The 22,469-nt window shown below is 69.4% G+C and carries 22 protein-coding genes; 19 read left to right on the top strand and 3 right to left on the bottom strand.

Features of this window, described 5'->3' with window-relative positions:
* Positions 1-11 precede the first annotated feature (11 nt).
* The 16 genes from BLQ77_RS02490 to BLQ77_RS02420 all read left to right on the top strand — a co-directional run bounded on the left by BLQ77_RS02490 (position 12) and on the right by BLQ77_RS02420 (position 15,595).
* On the top strand, positions 12-809 hold the full coding sequence (locus tag BLQ77_RS02490) for an aldolase (protein WP_089954995.1): 798 nt from the start codon (positions 12-14) through the stop codon (positions 807-809).
* Between the two features lie 96 nt (positions 810-905).
* Positions 906-1,820, top strand: a complete 915-nt coding sequence (locus BLQ77_RS02485) for an endonuclease/exonuclease/phosphatase family protein (protein ID WP_089954991.1) — start codon at positions 906-908, stop codon at positions 1,818-1,820.
* A 130-nt stretch (positions 1,821-1,950) separates the two neighbouring features.
* Positions 1,951-3,117, top strand: coding sequence for an acetylornithine deacetylase (argE, locus tag BLQ77_RS02480; protein WP_089954987.1), 1,167 nt, complete (start codon positions 1,951-1,953; stop codon positions 3,115-3,117).
* 2 nt (positions 3,118-3,119) lie between these two features.
* Positions 3,120-4,463, top strand: coding sequence for an NAD(P)/FAD-dependent oxidoreductase (locus BLQ77_RS02475; protein ID WP_165617023.1), 1,344 nt, complete (start codon positions 3,120-3,122; stop codon positions 4,461-4,463).
* A gap of 198 nt (positions 4,464-4,661) precedes the next feature.
* A complete protein-coding gene (locus BLQ77_RS02470) occupies positions 4,662-5,825 on the top strand; it encodes a M20 aminoacylase family protein (RefSeq protein WP_089955818.1) in 1,164 nt (387 codons plus the stop codon).
* 167 nt (positions 5,826-5,992) lie between these two features.
* Positions 5,993-6,793, top strand: a complete 801-nt coding sequence (locus BLQ77_RS02465) for a hypothetical protein (protein ID WP_008885664.1) — start codon at positions 5,993-5,995, stop codon at positions 6,791-6,793.
* An 83-nt stretch (positions 6,794-6,876) separates the two neighbouring features.
* Positions 6,877-8,133, top strand: coding sequence for a beta-ketoacyl-ACP synthase II (fabF, locus tag BLQ77_RS02460; protein ID WP_008884877.1), 1,257 nt, complete (start codon positions 6,877-6,879; stop codon positions 8,131-8,133).
* Positions 8,134-9,294, top strand: a complete 1,161-nt coding sequence (gene mltG, locus BLQ77_RS02455; protein ID WP_089954980.1) for an endolytic transglycosylase MltG — start codon at positions 8,134-8,136, stop codon at positions 9,292-9,294.
* 225 nt (positions 9,295-9,519) lie between these two features.
* The gene (locus BLQ77_RS02450; RefSeq protein WP_175583557.1) at positions 9,520-9,717 is read left to right on the top strand and encodes a DMT family transporter; all 198 of its coding nucleotides are present in this window, start codon (positions 9,520-9,522) and stop codon (positions 9,715-9,717) included.
* Positions 9,718-9,814: 97 nt separating this feature from the next.
* Positions 9,815-10,195, top strand: coding sequence for a VOC family protein (locus BLQ77_RS02445; RefSeq protein ID WP_089954977.1), 381 nt, complete (start codon positions 9,815-9,817; stop codon positions 10,193-10,195).
* Positions 10,196-10,240: 45 nt separating this feature from the next.
* Entirely contained in the window at positions 10,241-10,615 is a 375-nt protein-coding gene (locus BLQ77_RS02440) for a DUF1697 domain-containing protein (RefSeq protein ID WP_089954974.1), read from the top strand.
* Positions 10,616-10,900: 285 nt separating this feature from the next.
* Positions 10,901-12,328, top strand: coding sequence for a cysteine--tRNA ligase (cysS, locus tag BLQ77_RS02435; protein ID WP_089954970.1), 1,428 nt, complete (start codon positions 10,901-10,903; stop codon positions 12,326-12,328).
* A gap of 112 nt (positions 12,329-12,440) precedes the next feature.
* Positions 12,441-14,066 carry a citramalate synthase gene (gene cimA, locus BLQ77_RS02430; protein WP_089955817.1) on the top strand — a complete coding sequence of 542 codons (1,626 nt, stop codon included), beginning with the start codon at positions 12,441-12,443 and terminating at the stop codon, positions 14,064-14,066.
* Positions 14,063-14,362 (top strand): class I SAM-dependent methyltransferase, encoded by a 300-nt coding sequence (locus tag BLQ77_RS29215; protein ID WP_242661607.1) that lies wholly within the window; start codon positions 14,063-14,065, stop codon positions 14,360-14,362. The genes cimA and BLQ77_RS29215 overlap by 4 nt, the downstream gene beginning before the upstream one ends.
* 24 nt (positions 14,363-14,386) lie before the next feature.
* Positions 14,387-14,779 carry a hypothetical protein gene (locus tag BLQ77_RS29210; RefSeq protein WP_242661606.1) on the top strand — a complete coding sequence of 131 codons (393 nt, stop codon included), beginning with the start codon at positions 14,387-14,389 and terminating at the stop codon, positions 14,777-14,779.
* A gap of 39 nt (positions 14,780-14,818) precedes the next feature.
* Positions 14,819-15,595 carry a squalene/phytoene synthase family protein gene (locus tag BLQ77_RS02420; protein WP_089954967.1) on the top strand — a complete coding sequence of 259 codons (777 nt, stop codon included), beginning with the start codon at positions 14,819-14,821 and terminating at the stop codon, positions 15,593-15,595.
* A 41-nt stretch (positions 15,596-15,636) separates the two neighbouring features.
* Here BLQ77_RS02420 and BLQ77_RS02415 read toward each other — a convergent pair whose 3' ends face one another.
* Positions 15,637-16,851, bottom strand: a complete 1,215-nt coding sequence (locus tag BLQ77_RS02415) for an MFS transporter (RefSeq protein WP_089954964.1) — start codon at positions 16,849-16,851, stop codon at positions 15,637-15,639.
* A gap of 114 nt (positions 16,852-16,965) precedes the next feature.
* On the opposite strand from BLQ77_RS02415, the gene BLQ77_RS02410 reads away from it, so the two are divergent.
* Both BLQ77_RS02410 and BLQ77_RS02405 read left to right on the top strand, forming a co-directional pair.
* A complete protein-coding gene (locus tag BLQ77_RS02410) occupies positions 16,966-17,595 on the top strand; it encodes a DNA-3-methyladenine glycosylase family protein (protein ID WP_089954960.1) in 630 nt (209 codons plus the stop codon).
* Positions 17,592-18,257, top strand: coding sequence for an alpha/beta hydrolase (locus BLQ77_RS02405; RefSeq protein WP_089954958.1), 666 nt, complete (start codon positions 17,592-17,594; stop codon positions 18,255-18,257). Before BLQ77_RS02410 ends, BLQ77_RS02405 begins: the two co-directional genes overlap by 4 nt.
* A 464-nt stretch (positions 18,258-18,721) precedes the next feature.
* Here BLQ77_RS02405 and typA read toward each other — a convergent pair whose 3' ends face one another.
* The gene (typA, locus tag BLQ77_RS02400) at positions 18,722-20,539 is read right to left on the bottom strand and encodes a translational GTPase TypA (RefSeq protein ID WP_089954955.1); all 1,818 of its coding nucleotides are present in this window, start codon (positions 20,537-20,539) and stop codon (positions 18,722-18,724) included.
* A gap of 64 nt (positions 20,540-20,603) precedes the next feature.
* On the bottom strand, positions 20,604-20,933 hold the full coding sequence (locus BLQ77_RS02395; protein WP_089954952.1) for an SMR family transporter: 330 nt from the start codon (positions 20,931-20,933) through the stop codon (positions 20,604-20,606).
* Between the two features lie 312 nt (positions 20,934-21,245).
* Here BLQ77_RS02395 and BLQ77_RS02390 point away from each other — a divergent pair, with 312 nt between their 5' ends.
* On the top strand, positions 21,246-22,364 hold the full coding sequence (locus BLQ77_RS02390) for an extracellular solute-binding protein (RefSeq protein ID WP_008884565.1): 1,119 nt from the start codon (positions 21,246-21,248) through the stop codon (positions 22,362-22,364).
* Positions 22,365-22,469 lie beyond the last annotated feature (105 nt).

Here is a 22,469-nt window from a genome sequence, read left to right as displayed (position 1 = left end):
AGGACGACCGCATGGCCCACAGCCTTTCCAACGCCCAGACCCCCGCCGCACCGACGCTTCTCAACCGCCCCGACCTTGGCACCGACGCCATCCGCGGCGCGCGCGAGGATCTCGCCGCCTGCTTCCGCATGGCGGCGCGCTATGGCTTCGAAGAGGGCATCTGCAACCACTTCTCGGCGGTGGTGCCGGGGCATGACGACCTTTTCCTCGTGAACCCCTACGGCTACGCCTTCCGCGAGATCACCGCCTCGTCGCTGCTGATCTGCGACTACGAGGGCAACGTGGTCGAGGGCAATGGCACCCCCGAGGCCACCGCCTTCTACATCCACGCCGAGATGCACCGCCGCCTGCCGCGGGCGAAGGCGGCGTTTCACACCCACATGCCCTACGCGACCGCGCTCTCGATGACCGAGGGCGAGCCGCTGATCTGGGCCGGGCAGACCGCGCTCAAGTTCTACGGCCGCACCGCGGTGGACCACGACTACAACGGGCTCGCGCTCGACAACACCGAGGGCAAGCGCATCGCCGAGGCGGTGGGCGAGGCGGACATCGTCTTCATGAAGCACCATGGCGTCATGGTGCTGGGTCAGACCATCGCCGAGGCCTGGGACGACCTCTACTACCTCGAGCGCGCCGCCGAGGTGCAGCTTCTCGCCATGTCCACCGGCCGTGCGGTGCATCCCGTGGCACCGGACGTGGCGCAGGCGACCTACGACCAGATGCGTGAGGGCGACGCGGAATCCGCGCGGCTGCACCTCGCCTCGGTGCGCCGCCAGCTCGACGCCGAAGAGCCGCAGTACCGGCACTGACGCGCTGACGTAGCCACAGCGACAAGGCCGCGCCCCGTGCGCGGCCTTTTGCTGCGTGCTAGCCTTTCGACCGTGGCTGGGATCGGAGAGGCGGCGGTGCGGATCGTGCGGGCGGTGATGAAGGCTTCGGGCGCGCTGCTGGCGCTGCTCGTGCTCGTGGCCTGCGCCCAGCAGATCCGGCTCAGCGACGGCGCCCCCCTGCCTGAGCCCCACGTGGATACGCTGCGGGTCGCCACGCTCAACGTCCACTACATCGACCTGCGCTCGGGCGGGGAGGGGCCTTGGAGCCTCGCCGGCTGGGAACGGCGCAAGGCGGCGCTGGGCGACACGGTGGCGGCGCTGAAGGCCGACGTCATCGCCTTCCAGGAGATGGAGAGCTTTCGCGGCGGCGACGACGATTCGGACAACCTCGCGCGGGGCTACCTTCTCGGGCGCTTGCCAGGCTTTGAGGCCGCCGCCACCGGAGACTGGCGCAGCTTCCCCTCGACCCAGCCGATCTTCTACCGCACCGACCGGCTGCGGCTGGAGGATCAGGGCTGGTTCTTCTTCTCCGAGAAGCCCGCGGTGATCTATTCCCGCACCTTCGACGGCTCCTGGCCCGCCTTCGCTTCGTGGGCCGAGTTCACGCCGGTGGGCGGCGGCCAGCGCTTCCGCCTGGTGAATGTGCATCTCGAATACCGCAGCGCCTCGAACCGGAGACGCTCGGCCGAGCTCATCGCGCGCCGCCTGACGGCGGTGATCGACGCCGGCACGCCGGTGATCCTTGCGGGCGATCTCAACGCCTTGCGCGGCTGGCGCGTGATGCGGATCCTTCAGGACGCAGGGTTGCGCTTTCCAAGGGTGCCCGCCGCGACCCACCATCTGAACCGCGGCGTGCACCTCCTGCCCGCCATCGACCACATCGGCCTCGCGGGGCTCGACGCCACGGGTGGCCCCTACGTGCCGCAGATGCGGCACGGCGGCGTCTGGCCGACGGACCATCACCCGGTGGTGCTCGACCTCGCGCCCTGACCCCCGGGCCCCGCGGCCGCTGCCTCGAAGACGGGCAGGGCGCGCGGACCATGGCCGGGTTGCATGAGCGGCCCTTGCCGGGGATGCGCCCGCCGTCGTAGGCCATTTGCAGACAAACGAAGGACCCTTCATGCCGACCCGCCTTTCCCCCCGCGAGATCCTCGCCAAGCTGGTGAGCTTTCCCACCGTCAGCCGCGATCCCAACCTGCCGCTGATCGACTGGGTCGAGGAGTATCTCGCCAGCCACGGCATCGAGAGCCAGCGCCACCCCAAGCCGGAGGAGCCCGAAACCAAGGCGGCGCTCTTCGCCCATGTGGGGCCGATGGTCGAGGGCGGGGTGATCCTCTCGGGGCACACCGATGTGGTGCCGGTGGACGGGCAGGAGTGGGACAGCGATCCCTTCACCCTGACCGAGCGCGACGGCAAGCTCTACGGGCGCGGGTCCACCGACATGAAGGCCTTTGACGCGCTGGCGGTCTGGGCGGTGGTCGAGGCGAAATACCGTGGCGTGACGCGGCCGATCCAGCTGGGCCTCAGCTACGACGAGGAACTGGGCTGCATGGGCGGCAAGGACCTTGCCGAGGCGATGCTGGCGGGGCTGCCCAAGGCAAGCTCGGTGATCGTCGGTGAGCCCACGATGCTCAAGGCCGTCACCGGCCACAAGGGCGGGGTGAACTTCTGGGTCCACGTGCACGGCGTCGAGGTGCATTCCTCGATCCTGCACCGGGGCGTGTCGGCGATCATGTGGGGCGCCAAGCTCATCGAATGGGCCAACGAGACCAACGCCGCCAACGCCGAGAAGACGCCCGACGCCATCGCGGCGCTCTTCGATCCGCCCTTCACCAACGTGCACGTGGGCCAGATCCGCGGCGGCACGGCGCACAACATCACCGCCAAGGACTGCGAGTTCGGCGTGGGCTTCCGGGTGATCCCGGGAGAGGATTCCCAGATGTGGCGCGAGCGCTTCCTCGCCAAGGTCGCCGAGCTTCAGGCCCAGATGCAGGCGGTGTGCCCCGAGGCGTGGATCGAGGTCCGCGAGATGTTCGAGCTGCCGCCGCTGAACCCGACCGAGAACAACTCGGCCGAGGAACTGGTGCGTCAGGTCACCGGCGACAACGGCGTCATGCAGGTGAGCTACGGCACCGAGGCCAGCCACTTCCAGCGCACCGGCTACGATGCCGTGGTCTGCGGGCCGGGCGACATCGGCATCGCGCACCAGCCCAACGAGTACATCGAGATCAGCCAGGTCGACGCCGGGCAGGCCTTCATCGAGAAACTGCTGGAGCGTCTCGCGTGACGGTGACCTTTCCGTTCCGCGACGAGGGTCCGGTCGAACACGACGGCGAGCTGCCGGGCTTCGCGGATCTCGTGGTCATCGGCGGCGGGGTGATCGGGGTTTCGACCGCGCTCTACGCCGCCCGTGCCGGGCTTTCGGTGGTGCTGCTCGAGAAGGGCCGCGTCGCCGCCGAGCAGAGCTCGCGCAACTGGGGCTGGATCCGGGTGCAGGGCCGCGACCTTGCCGAGATCCCGGTCGCGCTCGAGGCGCAGAAGCTCTGGACCGCGCTCGACGCGGAATGCGACGGGCGGCTGGGCGTGCGCACGGTGGGGGTGAGCTACCTTGCCCGCACCGACAAGGACATGGCGGGTTACGCCGACTGGCTGGCGCAGGCGAAACCGCTGGGCGTCTCGTCGCGGCTGCTCGACGCGGACGAGACGCAGGCACTGCTGGGCGCCGGGGCCGGCCGCTGGGTCGGGGCGCTGCACACGCCGACCGACATGAAGGGCGAGCCCTGGGTGGCGGTGCCCGAGCTGGCGCGGCTGGCCGTGCGCGAGGGCGCCATGGTCCGCGAACGCTGCGCCGTGCGCGGGCTCGACATGGCGGGCGACGAGGTCTCGGGCGTCATCACCGAGCGCGGCCGCATCGCCACCGGGCAGGTGGTGCTGGCGGGCGGGGCGTGGTCCTCGTTGTTCCTGCGGCGCCACGGGGTGCGGATCCCACAGCTCTCGGTGCGCTCGACCGCGATGGCCACGGCACCGCTGCCGCAGGCGGTGAACAGCGCCGGCGTCGACTCCGACTTCGCCTTCCGCCCGCGCGCCGACGGCGGCTACACGCTGGCGCCCTCGGCGGCCTCCGAGCTCTTCGTCGGGCCAGACAGCTTCCGGGCGCTGGGCACCTACCTGCCGCTGGCGGTATCGGGCGAGTTCGACATCCGCCTGCGCGCGCTGGCGCCGCGCGGCTATCCCGACGCATGGGGCACGCCGCGGAGCTGGAACGACGATGACGAGACCCCCTTCGAGCGCATGCGCATCCTGTCGCCCGATCCCAACAAGGGGCTGGTCGCCGCGACCCGCCGCAACTTCGGCAGCCAGTTCCCGCAGATGGGCGAGGTGCCGCTGCAGGCGGCCTGGGCGGGAATGATCGACGTATTGCCCGACGTGGTGCCGGTGGTCGACCGGGTGCCGCAGATCCCGGGGCTGACCGTGCTCACCGGCATGTGCGGCCACGGCTTCGGCATCGGCCCGGCCTTCGGACGCGTCGCCGCCGACATGGTGATGGGCCGCGACCCGGGCCACGACCTGTCGCGCTTCCGGATCGCGCGGTTCTGGGACGGCACCAAGCTGGTCACCGGCCCCAACCTCTGAGCCTGCGGCGTGAGCCTTGGCGCGCGACGTGTCACCATGGCAGGGCCATCCGGGGCCCCGTCGTCGTGTTGGGACCGGCCCGGCCGGAGCTCGGGACGGAGCTCGGGACCCGGGGCTTGCGCCGGGGCAGCCCTTGCGGGGGCCCGCAGGCGGTGGCAGGGTCGCTCCGGAAAAATGATCAAATCAATGGAGCCCTCCATGCCCGTCAAGAACCGCTTCGCCGAGCTGCAGGATGAAATCACCGCCTGGCGACGTGACTTCCACGAGAACCCCGAGCTGCTGTTCGAAACGCACCGCACCGCCGGCATCGTCGCCGGGAAGCTGCGCGAGTTCGGCTGCGACGAGGTGACCGAGGGCATCGGCCGCACCGGCGTCGTGGGCGTGATCAGGGGCAAGGCCAGCGGCTCGGGTAAGGTCATCGGCCTGCGCGCCGACATGGACGCGCTGCCGATCAACGAGAACACCGGCGTGCCCTATGCCTCGAAGACCCCGAACGCCATGCACGCCTGCGGCCACGACGGCCACACCGCGATGCTGCTGGGCGCGGCCAAGTACCTTGCCGAGACGCGCAACTTCGACGGCACCGTCGTGGTGATCTTCCAGCCCGCCGAAGAGGGCGGCGGCGGCGCCAAGGTCATGTGCGACGACGGCATGATGGAGCGCTGGGGCATCCAGGAAGTCTACGGCATGCACAACTGGCCGGGCCAGCCGCTCGGCAGCTTCGCCATCCGTCCCGGCCCGTTCTTCGCCGCCACCGACACATACGAGGTGGTTGTCACCGGCCGCGGCGGCCACGCCGCCAAGCCGCACGAGACCATCGACCCGGTCGTCATCTCGGCCCAGATCGTCACGGCTCTGCAGTCCATCGCCAGCCGCAACGCCGACCCGGTGAGCCAGATCGTCGTCTCGGTGACCAGCTTCGTGACCTCGTCGCAGGCCTTCAACGTGATCCCGCCGAGGGTGACCCTGCGCGGCACCGTGCGCACGCTCTCGCCCGAGAACCGCGACCTGGCCGAGACCCGCATCTCCGAGATCTGCACCGGCATCGCGACCGCGATGAACGCCGAGGCCACGGTCTCGTACAGCCGTAACTACCCGGTGATGGTGAACCACGACGAGCAGACCGATTTCGCCGTCGAAGTTGCGAAATCCGTCGCCGGTGACTGTGCCGAGGCACCGCTGGTCATGGGCGGCGAGGACTTCGCCTTCATGCTGAACGAGCGCCCGGGCGCCTACATCCTCGTGGGCAACGGCGATACCGCCATGGTGCACTCGCCCGAGTACAACTTCGACGACAACGCCATCCCGGCGGGCTGCTCGTGGTACGCCGAGATCGTCGAACGCCGGATGCCCGCCGCCTGACGGCGCGGCCGTCCTGTCACGATCCCCGGGACCGGTGCGGCATCGCCGCCCGGTCCTTTTTGGTGGCGGGTGGCGGACCTGCGCCGGTGCCACCGCTTGGCCGCGCGGGCGCTTTGGGCTAAAGCGCTGACGACACAGCGTTGACGACAAAGACCGAGGAACCCCAAGTGACGCAACCGGCCAACATCATCTGCATCAAGTGGGGCACGCTCTTCGGGCCGGAATACGTCAACCGGCTCTATTCCGGGGTGCGGCGCAACATGTCGCGCCCGATCCGCTTCTTCTGCATGACCGAGCACGCCGAGGGGCTGCACCCGGAGATCGAGGTGCTGCCGCTGCAGGTCGAGCCCTTCGCCGAACCGATGGCCGCGGCGCTCGCGGTGGCCAACCGGCAGGGCGCCATGCGCAAGGTTTCGCTCTTCCGTCCCGGCCTCGTGCCGGATCTCGAGGGACCGTTCCTCGGCTTCGACCTCGACGTGGTCATCACCGGCTCGCTGGACGAGATCCACGACCTCGCGCCCGGCACCATCGCCATGCGCCACGACTGGACCGAAAAGCGCAAGGGCCGGCCCACCGGACACGGCTCCGTCTTCCGCTTCGACCCGGCGCTGCACGGCTTCCTCTATGAGGACCTCGCCAGCGACGCCTACAGGGAAGTCGAAAAGGCGCGGGGCTCCGAGCAGCGCTACACCAGCCACAAGGCCATGGACCGGGGCGTCTTCACCTACATCCCCGGCGACTGGGTGGTGTCGTTCAAGTACGACTGCAACCCGTTCCCCGGCAACTGGCTGCACAAGCCGCGTCTGCCCGAGGATGCCCGCGTCGTCTGCTTCCACGGACGCCCCAAGATGAGCGACGCGATCGACGGCTGGAACGGCAGCGTCATCCGCCATTCCAAGCCCTGCGACTGGCTCCGGGACCACTGGATCGACCGGTCACGGGCGGATCTCGGCCCGGAGTGGGGCTGAACCGCCTTCGAACCCTTGCCCCGAGGCGCGCGGGCAGGGTAAGAGCGGGTCCACGAAAGAATACTTGAGGGAAGGGTAGAGCAATGCGTCGCGTTGTGGTTACCGGGCTGGGGCTGGTGACGCCGTTGGCCGACGGTGTTGAAAAAAGCTGGGAGCGCATCCTCGACGGTCAGTCGGGTGCCGGACCGATCACCGGGTTCGATACCGAGGGCCTGACCACGACCTATGCCTGCGAGGTTCCCCGCGGCGAGGGCGAGGGCGAGTTCAATGCCAACGTCTACATGGAGCCGAAAGAGCAGCGCAAGGTCGACACCTTCATCCTCTTCGGTCTCGCAGCCGCCCAGCAGGCGGTTGAGGATTCCGGCTGGATGCCCGAGGATAAGGAAGATCTCGAGCGCACCGGCGTCCTGATCGGCTCCGGCATCGGTGGCCTGAACTCCATCGCCAACACCGCCGTGATGATGGAAGAGAAGGGCCCGCGCCGCGTGTCGCCGTTCTTCGTTCCCGGCGCGTTGATCAACCTGATCTCGGGTCAGGTCTCGATCAAGTACGGCTTCAGGGGCCCGAACCACTCGGTGGTCACCGCCTGCTCGACCGGCGCCCACGCCATCGGCGATGCGATGCGCCTGATCAGGTACGGCGACGCCGACGTGATGGTCGCGGGCGGCGCCGAGGCGGCGATCTGCAAGATCGGCATCGCCGGCTTCAACGCCTGCAAGGCGCTGTCGACCAAGCGCGCCGACGATCCCACCAAGGCCAGCCGTCCCTATGACGCCGACCGTGACGGCTTTGTCATGGGCGAGGGCGCGGGCATCGTGGTGCTGGAAGAATACGAGCACGCCAAGGCCCGCGGCGCCAAGATCTATGCCGAGGTGCTGGGCTACGGTCTCTCGGGCGACGCCTACCACATCACCGCCCCGTCCGAGGACGGCGACGGCGCCCTGCGCTCGATGAGCGCCGCGCTGAAGTCCGCCGGGCTGCAGCCGTCGGACATCGACTATATCAACGCCCACGGCACCTCGACCATGGCCGACACCATCGAGCTCGGCGCCGTCGAGAAGCTGCTCGGCGAACACGCGGGCAACGTCACCATGTCCTCGACCAAGTCGGCCACCGGCCACCTGCTCGGGGCCGCCGGTGCCATCGAGGCGATCTTCTCGATCCTCGCGATCCGCGACCAGGTCGCGCCGCCGACGATCAACCTCGACAACCCCGCGGTGGAAACGCCGATCGACCTCGCGCCCAACGCCAAGCGCGAGCGCAAGGTCACCTACGCGCTCTCCAACTCCTTCGGTTTCGGTGGCACCAACGCGAGCGTGATCTTCGGGAAGGTCGAATAAATGTGGCGCAACATCGCCTCGAACGCGCTGACTTTCCTCGTCGTGGTGGTGTTCCTCTTCGGCGGGGCGCTGATCTGGGCGCAGAACGAGTACTCCGCCAGCGGCCCGCTTGACGCGCCGATCTGCCTGCAGGTCGCGCGCGGCAGCAACTTCAACCGGGTGTCCCAGGACCTCGAGGAGCAGGGCGCGATCTCGTCCGGCATGATCTTCAGGCTCGGCGCCGACTACACCGAAAAGGCAGGCCAGCTGAAGGCGGGCGCGTACCTCGTGCCCGAGCGCGCCTCGATGACCGAGATCACCGACATCGTCACCAAGGGCGGCGCCTCGACCTGCGGCACCGAGGTGGTCTACCGCATCGGCGTGAACAGCGCGCTGGTGCAGGTGCGCGAGCTCGACCCCGCGGTCGGCCGCTATACCGAGGTGCTCGAGTTCAACCCCGCCGAGCCCGCTCCGACCGAATACGCCGCCTTCCGCGATGACATGTCGACCCGCTTCCGCGTGTCGCTGGCCGAGGGTGTCACGAGCTGGCAGGTGGTGCAGGAGCTGGGGCAGGTCGACGTGCTCGACGGCGAGGTCGCGAACCTGCCGGTCGAAGGCTCGCTGGCCCCAGACAGCTACGAGGTCACCAAGGGCGACGGCCGCGGCGCGCTCATCGAGCGCATGCAGATGGCGCAGCAGGTCATCCTAGATAACGCGTGGGAGAACCGCGCAGAGGGGCTGCCCTACGAGAGCAAGAACGAGGCGCTGACCATGGCCTCGATCGTCGAGAAGGAGACCGGCAACGCCGAGGAGCGCTTCCTCGTGGCCAGCGTCTTCGTCAACCGGCTTGAGCGTGGCATGCGGCTGCAGACCGACCCCACGGTGATCTACGGCATCACCAACGGGCAGGGCGTGCTGGGGCGTGGCATCCGCCAGTCCGAGCTGCGCGCCGAGACGCCCTACAACACCTACGTGATCGCGGGCCTGCCGCCGACCCCCATCGCCAACCCGGGCCGCGCGGCCATCGAGGCGGCGCTGAACCCGGCGGCTTCCGATTTCATCTACTTCGTGGCAAAGACCCTGAACCCGGCGGACGGGCACAACTTCGCGGCCACGCTGGACGAGCACAACAGCAACGTGGCGGCCTATCGCAAGCTCGAGGCGGCGCGGCCCAACCAGTAGGGCGCTGCCCGAAACCTCGGCAGTACCACCGCACGGGCGGGATCGGGGCACCGGTCCCGCCCGTTGCACGTCGGGCGATCTGGGTCGCGGGCGCCGCTCTGCCAGGGTCAGGCCATGACCAGCTGACCCTATCGCGCATATCGCCACCGCCATCGCGGCCGTCACCGGGGCGCTCTGGCGCTGGCCTGCGGCGTGCTCTGGTGGGGGTTGTCACTGGCGGCGCTGATGTGGGCAACGGTGCGGCTGGACCCGGCGCGGGTCGGCATCCTCATGCAGACCAAGGTGGAGGTGGGCGCGGTCACCTCGGCGCCGCTCGCGGGCGAGCACATGCACCCCCTCGAGATCGCGGGAGGTGCGCTGGTGGTCTCGGCGGGGCCGTTCGAGGTCTGGCCGGTGCGCCGCCCTCGCGCGGGCAACGCGTAACCGGCTGGAGGACCTCTGTAGTTTTCGTTTGACCTCAATGGCACTTGAGGTCCGATGCTTGTGCCGTTCAAACCCAAGACAGGCAAAGGAGCCCCGAATGAACGCCACGCTGGAACACGTGAACATCGCCGTCCCCGACCCCCAGGCCACCGCCAGGATCCTCTGCGACCTCTTCGGCTGGCGCATCCGCTGGGAGGGCGCTGCGATGGGCGATGGCTGGTCCATCCATGTCGGCACCGACGACGACTACCTCGCGCTCTATTGCCCCGGGGGCAAAGCCCTCGAAAAGCCCGAGCGCTACGTGCGGCAGGGCGGGTTGAACCACATCGGCGTGGTGGTGCCCGATCTCGATGCGGCCGAGGACAAGGTGCGCGCGGCGGGCTTCCACCCGCACGAGCACGCGGATTACGAACCCGGGCGGCGGTTCTACTTCGACGGGCCCGACGGCGTGGAGTTCGAGGTCGTCAGCTACGCCTGATGTCCCGGCCCGCGCTGCGACACTGGCGGCGAACGGAGGCCGCCCATGACCCGTGTCACCCGTCTGCGGGGGATCAACATGGGCGGGGCCAATGCCCCGCCCATGAAGGAGCTGCGCGGGCTCTGCGACACGCTCGGCTGGCGCGACGTCGAGAGCTGCGTCTCCTCCGGCAACCTCGTCTTCGACGCCGACGACAAGCCCGAGGCGCAGGCCGGCGCGCTGCGCGAGGCGATCCGCGCCGCCAGGGGCCTCGACATGCCCGTGCTGGTGCTGACCGAGCCACGTCCGCGACGATTACCCCTTTACACCGGACGGCCCGGGGCTCGCCCACGCGGGTTTCCTCGTCGGCGCGCCCGCGCCCGACCGCGCGCGCGGGCACGCAGCGCCGAGGCGACGGTCCCGGGATGGGCAGTGGCATAGCCTGGCTTTTCAAGCCCGGGGCTTCGGGCGCTCGAAGCCGGCGCAGCGGCTCGAGGCGGTCGTCGGCTGCCCGCTCACCGCACGCAACCTGCGCACCGTGACCCGGCTTGTCGAAATGCTGGACGGACGGGGCCGATCGCGGTATGGGAGGCGTATGACCACGCAAGCAACCCTCATTCGGATCTGCTGCATTACCTGCTGAATTCTTCGGCGGGCCGGTCTTCTATTCCAATCCAGAAGTAGAGTTGCTAATCCCGCCGCGATCTTCGTGCGAAGGAGCGCGCCATGGATATTTCGCTGACCAATTCCCGCACCCGGAAGAAGGAGCCGTTCAGGCCCATCGACCCCGAGAACGTGCGGATCTACGTCTGCGGACCCACGGTCTATGACCGCGCCCACCTCGGCAACGCCCGCCCGGCCATCGTCTTCGACGTGCTCTTCCGGCTGATGCGCGAGGTCTACGGCGCGGATCACGTGACCTACGTGCGCAACTTCACCGACGTCGACGACAAGATCAACGCGCGGGCGAAAGAGAGCGGCCGGAGCATCGGCGAGATCACCGCCGAGACCACGCAATGGTATCTCGACGATATGGCCGAGGTGGGGGTGATGGAGCCCACCCACATGCCTCGCGCGACGCAGTTCATCGGGCAGATGGTGGCGATGATCTCGGAGCTGATCGAGAAGGGCCACGCCTACGAGGCCGAGGGCCACGTGCTCTTCGCGGTCGAGAGCTACACGGCCTATGGCGCGCTCTCGGGCCGCTCGGTCGACGACATGATCGCCGGCGCCCGGGTCGAGGTCGCGCCCTACAAGCGCAACCCGATGGATTTCGTGCTGTGGAAGCCCTCCGAGCCCGACCTGCCGGGCTGGGACAGTCCCTGGGGCCGCGGTCGCCCGGGCTGGCACATCGAGTGCTCGGCCATGGCCGAGGAGCTGCTCTGGAAGACGCCGCTCGACGAAGGCCGCCTGTCCGAGGCCGCGCTGGCGCATCCGCATCTCTTCGACATCCACGGCGGCGGCAACGACCTCACTTTCCCGCACCACGAGAACGAGATCGCCCAGAGCTGCTGCGCCAACGGCGTGGAGCACATGGCGCAGACCTGGCTGCACAACGAGATGCTGCAGGTCGAGGGCAAGAAGATGTCCAAGTCGCTGGGCAATTTCTTCACCGTGCGGGATCTGCTCGACGGTCATGACGGCCTGCCCGGCGTCCCGGGCGAGGTGATCCGCTTCGTCATGCTTTCGACGCATTACCGCAAGCCGATGGACTGGACGGCGGAGAAGGCCCGCGAGGCCGAGGCCACCCTGCGCAAGTGGCGCGCCATGGTCGAGGGCGTCGAGGCGGGCCCGATGCCAGAGGGCGTGCTGAAGGCCATCGCCGACGATCTCAACACCGCGGGCGCCATCGCCGAGCTGCACAAGCTCGCGGGCGCTGGCGATGCTGCTGCGCTGAAAGCGGGCGCGGGCCTTCTCGGGCTGCTGACGCCGGAACTGGGTGACTGGGCCGCGGTGCCCGTCGATCTTACGGCGCTGGCCGACCGGCTGGCAGGGGCTCGGAGCGCGGCGATGGAGAGCAAGGATTTCTCCGAGGTCGACCGGCTCAAGACCGCGCTGCTCGCGGCGGGGGTCGAGGTGCGCATGTCGAAGGCGGGGGTCGAGCTGCTGCCAGGCGCCGGTTTCGACGCGGCCAAGCTGGAGGGGTTGCGATGACCGTCTGCGCATGTGCCCCTGACGGGCGCCGGAGGGGGGCTGTCTGCCCCCCGCTCGGGCAAGCCGAGCCCCCCCGAGGATATTTCGTGCCAATGGATGCGAGGGCGTGGAGATGACGGAGAAGCTTTACCTCTACGACACCACGCTGCGCGACGGGCAGCAGACGCAGGGGGTGCAGTTCTCGACCGCCGAGAAGCTGCGCATCGCGGCGGCGCTCGACGGGCTCGGGGTGGATTACATCGAGGGCGGCTGGCCGGGGGCGAACCCCACGGATTCGGCCTTCTTCGACGAGGTCGGCGCCACCCGCGCGGTGATGACCGCCTTCGGCATGACCAAGCGGGCCGGGCGCTCGGCCGAGAACGACGACGTGCTGGCGGCGGTTCTGAACGCCGGGACGCAGGCGGTGTGCCTCGTCGGCAAGACCCATGACTACCACGTCACAGCGGCGCTTGGCATCGAACTGCCGGAGAACGTCGAGAACATCCGCGCCTCGGTCGCGCATATCGTGGCGCAGGGCCGCGAGGCGCTGTTCGACGCGGAGCATTTCTTCGACGGCTGGAAGGCGAACGCGCCCTATGCGCTCGAGTGCCTGCGGGCGGCGTTCGAGGCTGGCGCGCGCTGGATCGTGCTCTGCGACACCAACGGCGGCACGCTGCCGCACGAGGTCTACGGCATCGTCAAGCAGGTCATCGCGGGCGGCATCCCCGGCGACCGGCTCGGCATCCACACCCACAACGACACCGAGAACGCGGTGGCGGCGACGCTGGCGGCGGTGGACGCAGGCGTGCGGCAGGTGCAGGGCACGCTCAACGGCCTCGGCGAGCGCTGTGGCAACGCCAACCTTACCTCGCTGATCCCGACGCTGCTGCTCAAGGAGCCCTATGCCAGCGCCTATGACATCGGCGTCAGCCGCGCGGCGCTGGAGGGGCTGACCCAGACCAGCCGGATGCTCGACGAGGTGCTGAACCGCGTGCCGATGCGGCAGGCGCCCTACGTGGGGTCCTCGGCCTTTGCCCACAAGGCGGGCCTGCACGCGAGCGCGATCCTCAAGGACCCCTCGACGTACGAGCACATCGCGCCTTCTGCGGTGGGCAACCGCCGCGTCATCCCGATGTCGAACCAGGCCGGGCAGGCGAACCTGCGCCGCCGGCTCGCCGAGGCGGGGCTCGAGGTCGGGAAAGGCGATCCGGCGCTGGCCCGGATCCTCGAGACCATCAAGGCGCGCGAGGCCGAGGGCTACACCTACGACACCGCGCAGGCGAGCTTCGAGCTGCTGGCGCGCGAGGAGTTGGGGCGGTTGCCGGACTTCTTCGAGGTCAAGCGCTACCGGGTGACCATCGAGCGGCGCAAGAACAAGTACGACCGCATGGTCTCGCTGTCCGAGGCGGTGGTCGTGGTGCGCATCGACGGCGACAAGAAGCTCTCGGTGTCGGACAGCCTCGACAACGAGGGCCACGACCGCGGTCCGGTGAACGCGCTCGCCAAGGCGCTGGCCAAGGATCTCGGGCCCTATCAGGAGGTGATCGACGACATGCGCCTCGTCGACTTCAAGGTGCGCATCACCCAGGGCGGCACCGAGGCGGTGACGCGGGTCATCATCGACAGCCAGGACGGCGCCGGGCGGCGCTGGCAGACAGTGGGCGTGAGCGCCAACATAGTCGACGCCTCCTTCGAGGCGCTGCTTGACGCGGTGCGCTGGAAGCTGATCCGCGACTGCGGGGAGGCCGGCAAGGCATGACGCGGCCGCCCGGGTTCGTGACGCTCTATGCACGGCTCGACCGGCAGGGGCCGGGGCTGGCCGGAGACGTGCTCTGGGCGCTGGAGAGGCTGGGGATCGAGGGCACGGTGCGGGTCTGCGACGCGGGCTGCGGCACCGGTGCCGATTGCGCGACGCTGGCGCGGGAGCTGCCCTCCGGAGAGGTGGAGGGGATCGAGGCGATCCCCGCCTTCGTGGCGGCGGCCGAGGCGCGGCTTCGGGGCTTGCCCAATGCGCGGGTCTCCGTGGCCGACATGGCGGCGCTCTCGGGGCCCTAGGACCTGATCTGGTCCGCGGGTGCGATGTATTTCCTCGGCGTCACCGAGGGGCTGCGCGGCTGGCGCGGGGCGCTGGCCCCGGGCGGGGCGGTGGCCTTCTCGCAGGGCGTGTACCTTGGCGGGGACGAGCCGCAGGCGGTGTGCGACTTCTGGGCGGGCGAGCCCGGGCTCCCCGACCGCGCGGCGCTGCGGTGGCAGGTCGGGGCGGCGGGCCTCGAGGTCATCGCCACGCGGCTGCTGACCGGCGCGCCGTGGCAGGCCTATTACGACAGCCTCGCGCGCGAGGCGGCGGCGCTGCGGCCGGGGGCGACCCCGGAGATGGCCGCGGTGCTCGACGGTGCCGAGCGCGCGAGAGCGCTCTGGCGGCAGGCGCCCGAACGCATCGCCTACGAGCTGGTGCTGGCGCGCCCGCGCTGACCCTTTCCAACCGCGCGGCATCGGCATAGGTGCAGGGACATGGACTTCGATGACGATCTGACCGCCTGCGCCCGCCTCGTCGAGCGCGGCGACCCCGACCGCTTCGCGGCGGCGATGGCGGCGCCGGTGACGGCGCGCGTCGTGCTTTTCCCGATCTACGCCTTCAACCTCGAGGTCGCGCGCGCACCCTGGGTGACGAAGGAGACGATGATCGCAGAGATGCGGCTGCAATGGTGGCGCGACGCGCTGGACGAGATCCGCAGCGGCGGGCAGGTGCGGCGCCACGAGGTGGTGTCGCCGCTTGCGCGCGTGCTCGACGCCGAGGGTGCCGAGGCGCTCGACCGGCTGGTGGGTGCGCGGCGCTGGGACATCTACCGCGACGGCTTCGAGGACGAGGCGCATCTGGCGCGCTACCTCGAGGAAACGTCCGGCGGGCTGATGCTGGCTGCGGGCAGGGCGCTTGGGGGAATGCCGGCCGAGGTGGCGCGCGATGCGGGCTTTGCCGCGGGGCTGGCGCAGTTCCTGCGCGCGGTGCCCGAGCTCGAATCCCACGGCCGGGTGCCGCTGGTCGACGGCCGCCCCGAGGCGGTGGCGGCACTGGCGCGCGAGGGGCTGGCAAGGCTCGTCACGGCCCGCAAGGGGCTGGGGGCCGTGCCGCGTCCGGCACGGGCGGCGCTGCTTGCGGGATGGCAGGCGGGTCCGCTGCTGCGGCAGGCGGCCGCCGAGCCCCGACGGGTGGCGGCGGGGGCGCTGGAGCTTTCGGAGTTCCGCCGCCGCGCCGGGCTTATGCTGGCCGCGGCGACGGGCCGGATCTGAATGCCCCTCCTCCGGGGGGCTTTGACCACCCCGGGGGCGGGTTACTCCGCGGGTTGCTCCTCGGGGCGCAGGATCAGCCAGATCAGCGCGCCGCCGGCAAGCACCAGGAACGGCGCCATCGCCATGTTGACCGCGGTCCAGCCCTCTTGCGCGCTGCCGCCCGAGCAGTTCATCAGCCCGCCCGAAGCCAGCGAGGCCATGGTCACGCCGCCAAACACAATCAGGTCGTTCAGGCCCTGCATGCGGCCCCGCTCGTAGGGCGCGTGCGACGCGGCGAGCATCGTGGTCGCGCCGATGAAGCCGAAGTTCCAGCCGATCCCGAGCAGCACCAGCGCCAGGAAGAACTGTTCCAGCTCGACGCCGGTCAGCGCCACGCCGCCGGCGCAGGCGAGGATGAAGAGACCCAGTGCCACGATCTTCTCGACCCCGAAGCGGGCGATCAGGTGGCCGGTGAAGAAGGACGGCACGTACATCGCCAGCACGTGGGCGGTCACGACGTTGGCGGCGTCGCCGGTCTCGAACCCGCAGCCCACCACCGCCAGCGGCGTCGAGGTCATCACGAGGTTCATCAGCGCGTAGCTGACCATGGCGCAGATCACCGCCACTGCGATGCCCGGAGTGGTGATGAGCTCGCGGCGGCTGCGGCCGCGCGGCGCGTCCTCGGAGGGCACCGGCGGGCGCGGGATGTCGAGGAAGAGGAAGAGGAGCGCGCCCACGAGGTTGATCGCGATCACAGCGGCATAGGTGCCGAGGAAGGGTACCACGAAGGCGTCGGCGGTGAGCTTCACCAGCTGCGGGCCGATGATCGCCGAGGCGAGCCCGCCCGCCATGACATACGAGATCGCCTTGGGCCGGTAGGCGTCGGAGGCGGTGTCGGCGGCGGCGAAGCGGTAGAAGCCCTGCGCCGACATGTAGATGCCGGTGAGCAGGCTGCCCAGGAGGAACAGCGGGAACGATGCGGTGTAGAGCCCGAGCGCCCCGATCGCGCCCCCCAGCGCGCCCCCGGTGGTGCCGAGCGCAAAGCCCGCCCGGCGCCCGAAGCGCTGCATGAAGGCCGAGACCGGCGTGGCGGCGCACATCGAGCCCAGCACGATCATCGAGATCGGCAGCGTCGCGAAACACGGGTTCGAGGCCAGCGACTGGCCTGCCAGCCCGGCGATGGTGAAGATCATCGGCATCTGCGCGCCGAGAAGGGCCTGCGCCATCACCAGCACCACAACGTTGCGGCGGGCCCGGCTGTCCTGAACGTCTGTCATGGTTGCATGGGTAGGCGCAGAAACCGGGTAGAGCAAGAGGCCGCAGCTGTGCCAGATTGGCGCTGACCGGCAGCCTGCCGGACGACATGCACCTGGAAAGAAGAAAGGCCGGACGTGGTAGGACGGATCATCGAGAGCGACGCCTGCGTCGCGGAGGGCGTCACCTGGCTCTGCGGGGCGGAGCCGCGCTTTGCCCGGGCGCTGGAGCTCACCGGGCCATTGCCGTTGCGGCGGCGGCCCGACGGCTTCGGGCAGCTGCTCTCGGCCATCGTCAGCCAGCAGGTCAGCGTGGCCTCGGCGCGGGCGATCTGGGCGCGGCTCGAAGCGGCGGGAATGACCAGCCCCGGGGCGATCCGCGCGACCGATGAGGAGGGGCTGCGCGCGCTCGGTCTGTCGCGGCAGAAGGCCTCCTACGCGGTGGCGCTGGCGGGGGCGGGGATCGACTTCGACGCGCTGCGGCTGGCGCCCACCGACGAGGTGGTGAAGACGCTGGTGGCGGTGAAGGGCATCGGCATCTGGACCGCCGAGATCTACGCCATGTTCTCGCTCGGGCGGGCGGATGTCTTCGCGCCGGGCGACCTCGCGCTGCAGGAATCCGCGCGGCTTCTCTTCGACCTGCCGGAGCGCCCGAAGGAGCGCGCCCTGCGCGAGATGGCCGAGGCCTGGAGCCCGTGGAGATCGGTTGCGGCCCGTGCCCTCTGGGCCTACTACCATGTGGCGAAACAGCGAGAGGGGATCGCATGACCCGCGTTCTGAACACCGGCCGCAGGGAGCCCGTCTCGGGCGAGACCCGCTCCTGCGTCGTCTTCCTTCACGGCTATGGCGCCAATGGCGCCGACCTGCTGGGGCTCGCGGACCCGATGGGAGAGCACCTGCCGGATACGCTCTTCGTCGCGCCCGACGCGCCCGAGGCCTGCGCCGGCGCCCCCTTCGGCTTCCAGTGGTTCCCGATCCCGTGGATCGACGGCTCCTCGGAAGAGGAGAGCATGCAGGGCATGGGCCGCGCGGTCGAGGATCTGAACGCCTTTCTCGATGCGCTGATGGTCGACGAGGACCTGCTGCCGGAACAGGTGGCGCTCTTCGGGTTCAGCCAGGGCACGATGATGGCCCTGCACGTGGCGCCGCGCCGCGAGGACGAATTCGCCGGCGTGGTGGCCTTCTCCGGGCGCCTGCTGCAGCCGGAGCTTCTGGCCGACGAACTGGTCTCGCGGCCGCAGATCCTGCTGGTGCACGGCGATCAGGACGACGTGGTGCCGCCCGAGTCGCTGCCCGCCGCCGCCGAGGCCCTGCAGGGCGCCGGCTGGAAGGAGGTCTACGCCCACATCCAGAAGGGCACCGCCCACGGCATCGCGCCCGACGGGCTCGGCGTGGCGCTGGCCTTCCTGCGCGACAAGTGCGGGTTCTGAGCTGACGGACGGCGGTGGGCCGGGTGTCCGCCGCCGGGTGCCTCTGCCGGGTGTGTGGGAAGGTCCGGTCCCCGACACGCCCATGACCGGGGCGATGTGACGGTTCCGACGGGGCGTGCTGTGCTGTCCCCGGTGCAATCGCGCCTTGCTGTCCCGTGCTATCGGGATCTGGCCGCGCGCAGGCGTACGTACTGGATCTGCGGGCAGTGACGGAGGAGGGGCGCTGCCCCCGTCGCGCTTCGCGCGACTCCCCCGGAGTTTATTTGGCAAGATGAAGATGGACCCGGACTGGGCGGGGCGTGCTGTTTTTCGCGGCGTGTGGCGCTTTGTCTGTCGTCGGATTTCCGTGTCGGTGGTGTCCCGGAATTGGTCGCGTGCGGCGTCGGAGACCAGAAGAGGGGGCGGGAAAAGGAAAACGCCCGGCGCGGGGGCGTCGGGCGTTTCCCTGTGACTGTGTCGGCCGCTTACGGCTGCTTCGACATGCGCTTGCGCTCGTGCGGGTCGAGGTAGCGCTTGCGGAGGCGGATGGCGTTCGGGGTGACCTCGACCAGCTCGTCGTCGTTGATGTAGGCGATGGCCTCTTCCAGCGACAGGGTGATCGGCGTGGTCAGGCGCACCGCTTCGTCGGTGCCGGAGGCGCGCACGTTGGTGAGCTTCTTGCCCTTGAGCGGGTTCACCTCGAGGTCGTTGTCACGGCTGTGCTCGCCGATGATCATGCCCTGGTAGACCGGGGCCTGGGCGCCGAGGAACATCTTGCCGCGGTCCTCGAGGTTCCACAGCGCGTAGGCCACGGCCTCGCCGTTCTCCATCGAGATCAGCACGCCGGCGCGACGGCCCTCGATCGGGCCCTTGTGCGGGACCCAGCCATGGAACACGCGGTTCAGCACGCCGGTGCCGCGGGTGTCGGTGAGGAACTCGCCGTGGTAGCCGATCAGGCCGCGCGACGGCACGTGGGCGATGATCCGGGTCTTGCCCGCGCCCGCCTGGCGCATCTCGACGAGGTCGCCCTTGCGCACGCCGGTCAGCTTCTCGATCACCGCGCCCGAGTATTCGTCGTCCACGTCGATGGTGGCTTCCTCGACCGGCTCCATGAGCTGGCCGTTCTCTTCCTTCATGATCACCTGCGGGCGCGAGATGCTGAGCTCGAAGCCCTCGCGGCGCATGTTCTCGATGAGCACGCCCATCTGGAGTTCGCCGCGGCCGGAGACCTCGAAAGCCTCGCCGCCGGGGGTGTCCTTGATCTTGATCGCGACGTTGCCCTCGGCCTCCTTCATCAGGCGCTCGCGGATCACGCGCGACTGTACCTTCTTGCCGTCACGGCCGGCCAGCGGGCTGTCGTTGATGCCGAAGGTCACGGTGATGGTCGGCGGGTCGATGGGCTGGGCGTCGAGCGGCGTCTCCACGGCCAGTGCGCAGATGGTGTCGGCCACGGTGGCCTTCGACATGCCGGCGAGGCTGACGATGTCGCCCGCGAGGCCCTCGTCGATGTCGGCCTGGGCGAGGCCGCGGAAGGCCTGCACGCGGGTGACGCGGAACTGCTCGATCTTCTGGCCGATGCGGCTGATCGCCTGCACCGTCTGGCCGACCTTGACGCGGCCGGTCTCGATGCGGCCGGTCAGCAGGCGGCCGACGAAGGGATCCGAGCCCAGCGTGGTGGCCAGCATCCGGAAGTCGTCGTCCTGGTGCTTGATCTGCTTCGGCGCCGGCACGTGGTTCACGATGAGGTTGAACAGCGCCGAGAGATCCTTGCGCGGCCCGTCGAGCTCGGCATCGGCCCAGCCGTTGCGGCCCGAGGCGTACATGTGCGGGAAGTCGAGCTGGTCTTCGTTCGCGTCGAGCGAGGCGAAGAGGTCGAAGCATTCGTCGAGCGCGCGGTCGGGCTCGGCGTCGGGCTTGTCGACCTTGTTCAGAACCACAATCGGGCGCAGGCCGAGGCGCAGCGCCTTGGAGGTCACGAACTTGGTCTGCGGCATCGGGCCCTCGGCCGCGTCCACCAGCAGCACCACGCCGTCCACCATGCTCAGGATGCGCTCGACCTCGCCGCCGAAGTCGGCGTGGCCGGGGGTGTCCACGATGTTGATGCGCGTGCCCTTCCACTCGACCGAGGTCGGCTTGGCGAAGATGGTGATGCCGCGCTCGCGCTCGAGGTCGTTGCTGTCCATCGCGCGCTCGGCCACGGCCTGGTTCTCGCGGAACGCGCCGGACTGTTTGAGGAGTTCGTCGACGAGGGTGGTCTTGCCGTGGTCCACGTGGGCGATGATCGCGATGTTGCGAAGGTCCATGGGAGTGCCTTTTAGGGAGTTTCGCGGGATCGCCTAGCGTCATGGGGGCCAAAAGGCCAGCCCTTTAATGTCCGGACGTGGAGGAAAACAGGTTGATCACGAGGATGCCGGCAAGGATCAGCCCGATCCCGAGGACCGCGGGCAGATCCAGCCGCTGTCCGAAGACTACCAGCCCGATGATTGCGATGAAGAAGATGCCGAGCCCGGACCAGAGCGCGTAGGCGATGCCGACGGGGAAGCTCTTGAGAGCGATCGACAGCAGCCAGAACGCCAGCGCGTAGGCGACCACGACGATCACCGAGGGCACGAGGCGGGTGAACTGCTGGCTCGCCTGCAGGGCGGCGGTGCCGATGGTCTCGGCCAGCACGGCGAGGGCGAGGACAAGGTAGGGCATGGGGGGCTCCGGGCGAGGGTCGCCCATACCTGACCCGAAATGTCGCGTGATGCCAGAGGCTTTCGTCCGCGGCGCGCCGGCGACGCCGCGGCGGGCGGTCCGGGCGGGACGGGGCGGTTGCGTGGGCGGGGACGGGTCCGGCGGATGACGGCTGGGGGGGCGGCCTCCGGTCACGAAACCGGGCGTCCGGAGATTCCGTGCTTGCGCTGTCATGCGTCGTTTACAAGAGTGTCACCAGAGTGACTTGAACCGGGTCTAACCGGCGATCCGACGGGCCCCGCGTGGCCCGCATTCCAGCAGAGAGGATACCAGATGACGATTTCCCGCCGCACCGCCCTGAAGATGACCGCCACCGCCGTTGCCGCGCCGGTGGTGCTGCGCGCCCATGACGCGCTGGCCGCGTCGGGCACCGTCAGGGTCCTCGCATGGCAGGATTACATCCAGCCCAACATCGCCGAGAAGTTCGAGGCCGACACCGGAATCACGCTCGAGCTCACCACCTTCGGCTCGAACAACGAGGCCGAGTCGACCATCTCGTCCGCCGGCGGCAAGGGCTTCGACGTGGTGTTCCCGTCGATCACCAACGCGCCGAACTACCTCGACAGCGACGGCAACAGCTACTTCATGCCGCTGCCCGCGGGCGTGAACACCGACGCGGTGATCCCGTCCTTCCTGCGTGACAGCGCAACGCTCGGCGGCATGCACAACGGCGAGCAGGTCGTGCTGCCCTTCGACTGGGGCACCGAGGGCATGACGCTCAACACCACCGCAGGCATCGACCCCGCCACGCTGTCCTACGGCGATCTCTTCGCGGACGGCACCGAGGGCAAGTCGGCGTTCCGCCAGAAATCGGCGCTGATCGGCATCGGTCTCTACCTCGACGCCACCGGCGAGGTGCCCTCGAACCGGATGCTCGACGTCTACAAGTCGGAAGAAGAGGCCCGCCGGGTCTTTGGCGCTGTCACCCAGTGGATCATCGAGCGCAAGGATCACTTCGGCGCGTTCTGGAACAACGCCACCGAAGCCACCGCCGCCTTCAAGGACGCGGGCTGCGTCATCGGCCAGACGTGGGACACCACCGGCCTGCTGCTGAACCGCGAGAACCCCGAGTTCATCTACCGCGCGCCCAAGGAAGGCATCATCACCTGGCTCGACAGCTTCGGCATCATGCGCGAGGCCGAGAACGTGGACCAGGCCGTGGCGTTCATGAACTTCATGCTGACCCCGGAAGTGGGCGGCATGTTCTCGAACAACACCGGCTACAACTCGGCGGTGGCCGGCGCTGCCGAGTTCGCCAGCGAAGAGTTCAAGCGCCAGTTCAACGAGGTCTACACCCAGGAGGTGCTGGGCAACATGTGGTGGTGGCAGGCCGAGACGCCGTTCCTCGCGCCGACCCAGAACGAGTTCTCGGAAATCATCACCAACGCCTGATTGCCGGACGGGGCGCGCGGCATCGTCCGCGCGTCCCGGCGGCCGCGCGTATTGCGCGCCGGGCGTTCCGCGCCCGGCGCCTTGCCCGTTCAAGGCCGACCGGCA

The sequence above is a fragment of the Salipiger thiooxidans genome, from assembly GCF_900102075.1.
GTDB lineage: Bacteria > Pseudomonadota > Alphaproteobacteria > Rhodobacterales > Rhodobacteraceae > Salipiger > Salipiger thiooxidans.
This window is presented reverse-complemented; position numbering and strand designations above follow the sequence as displayed.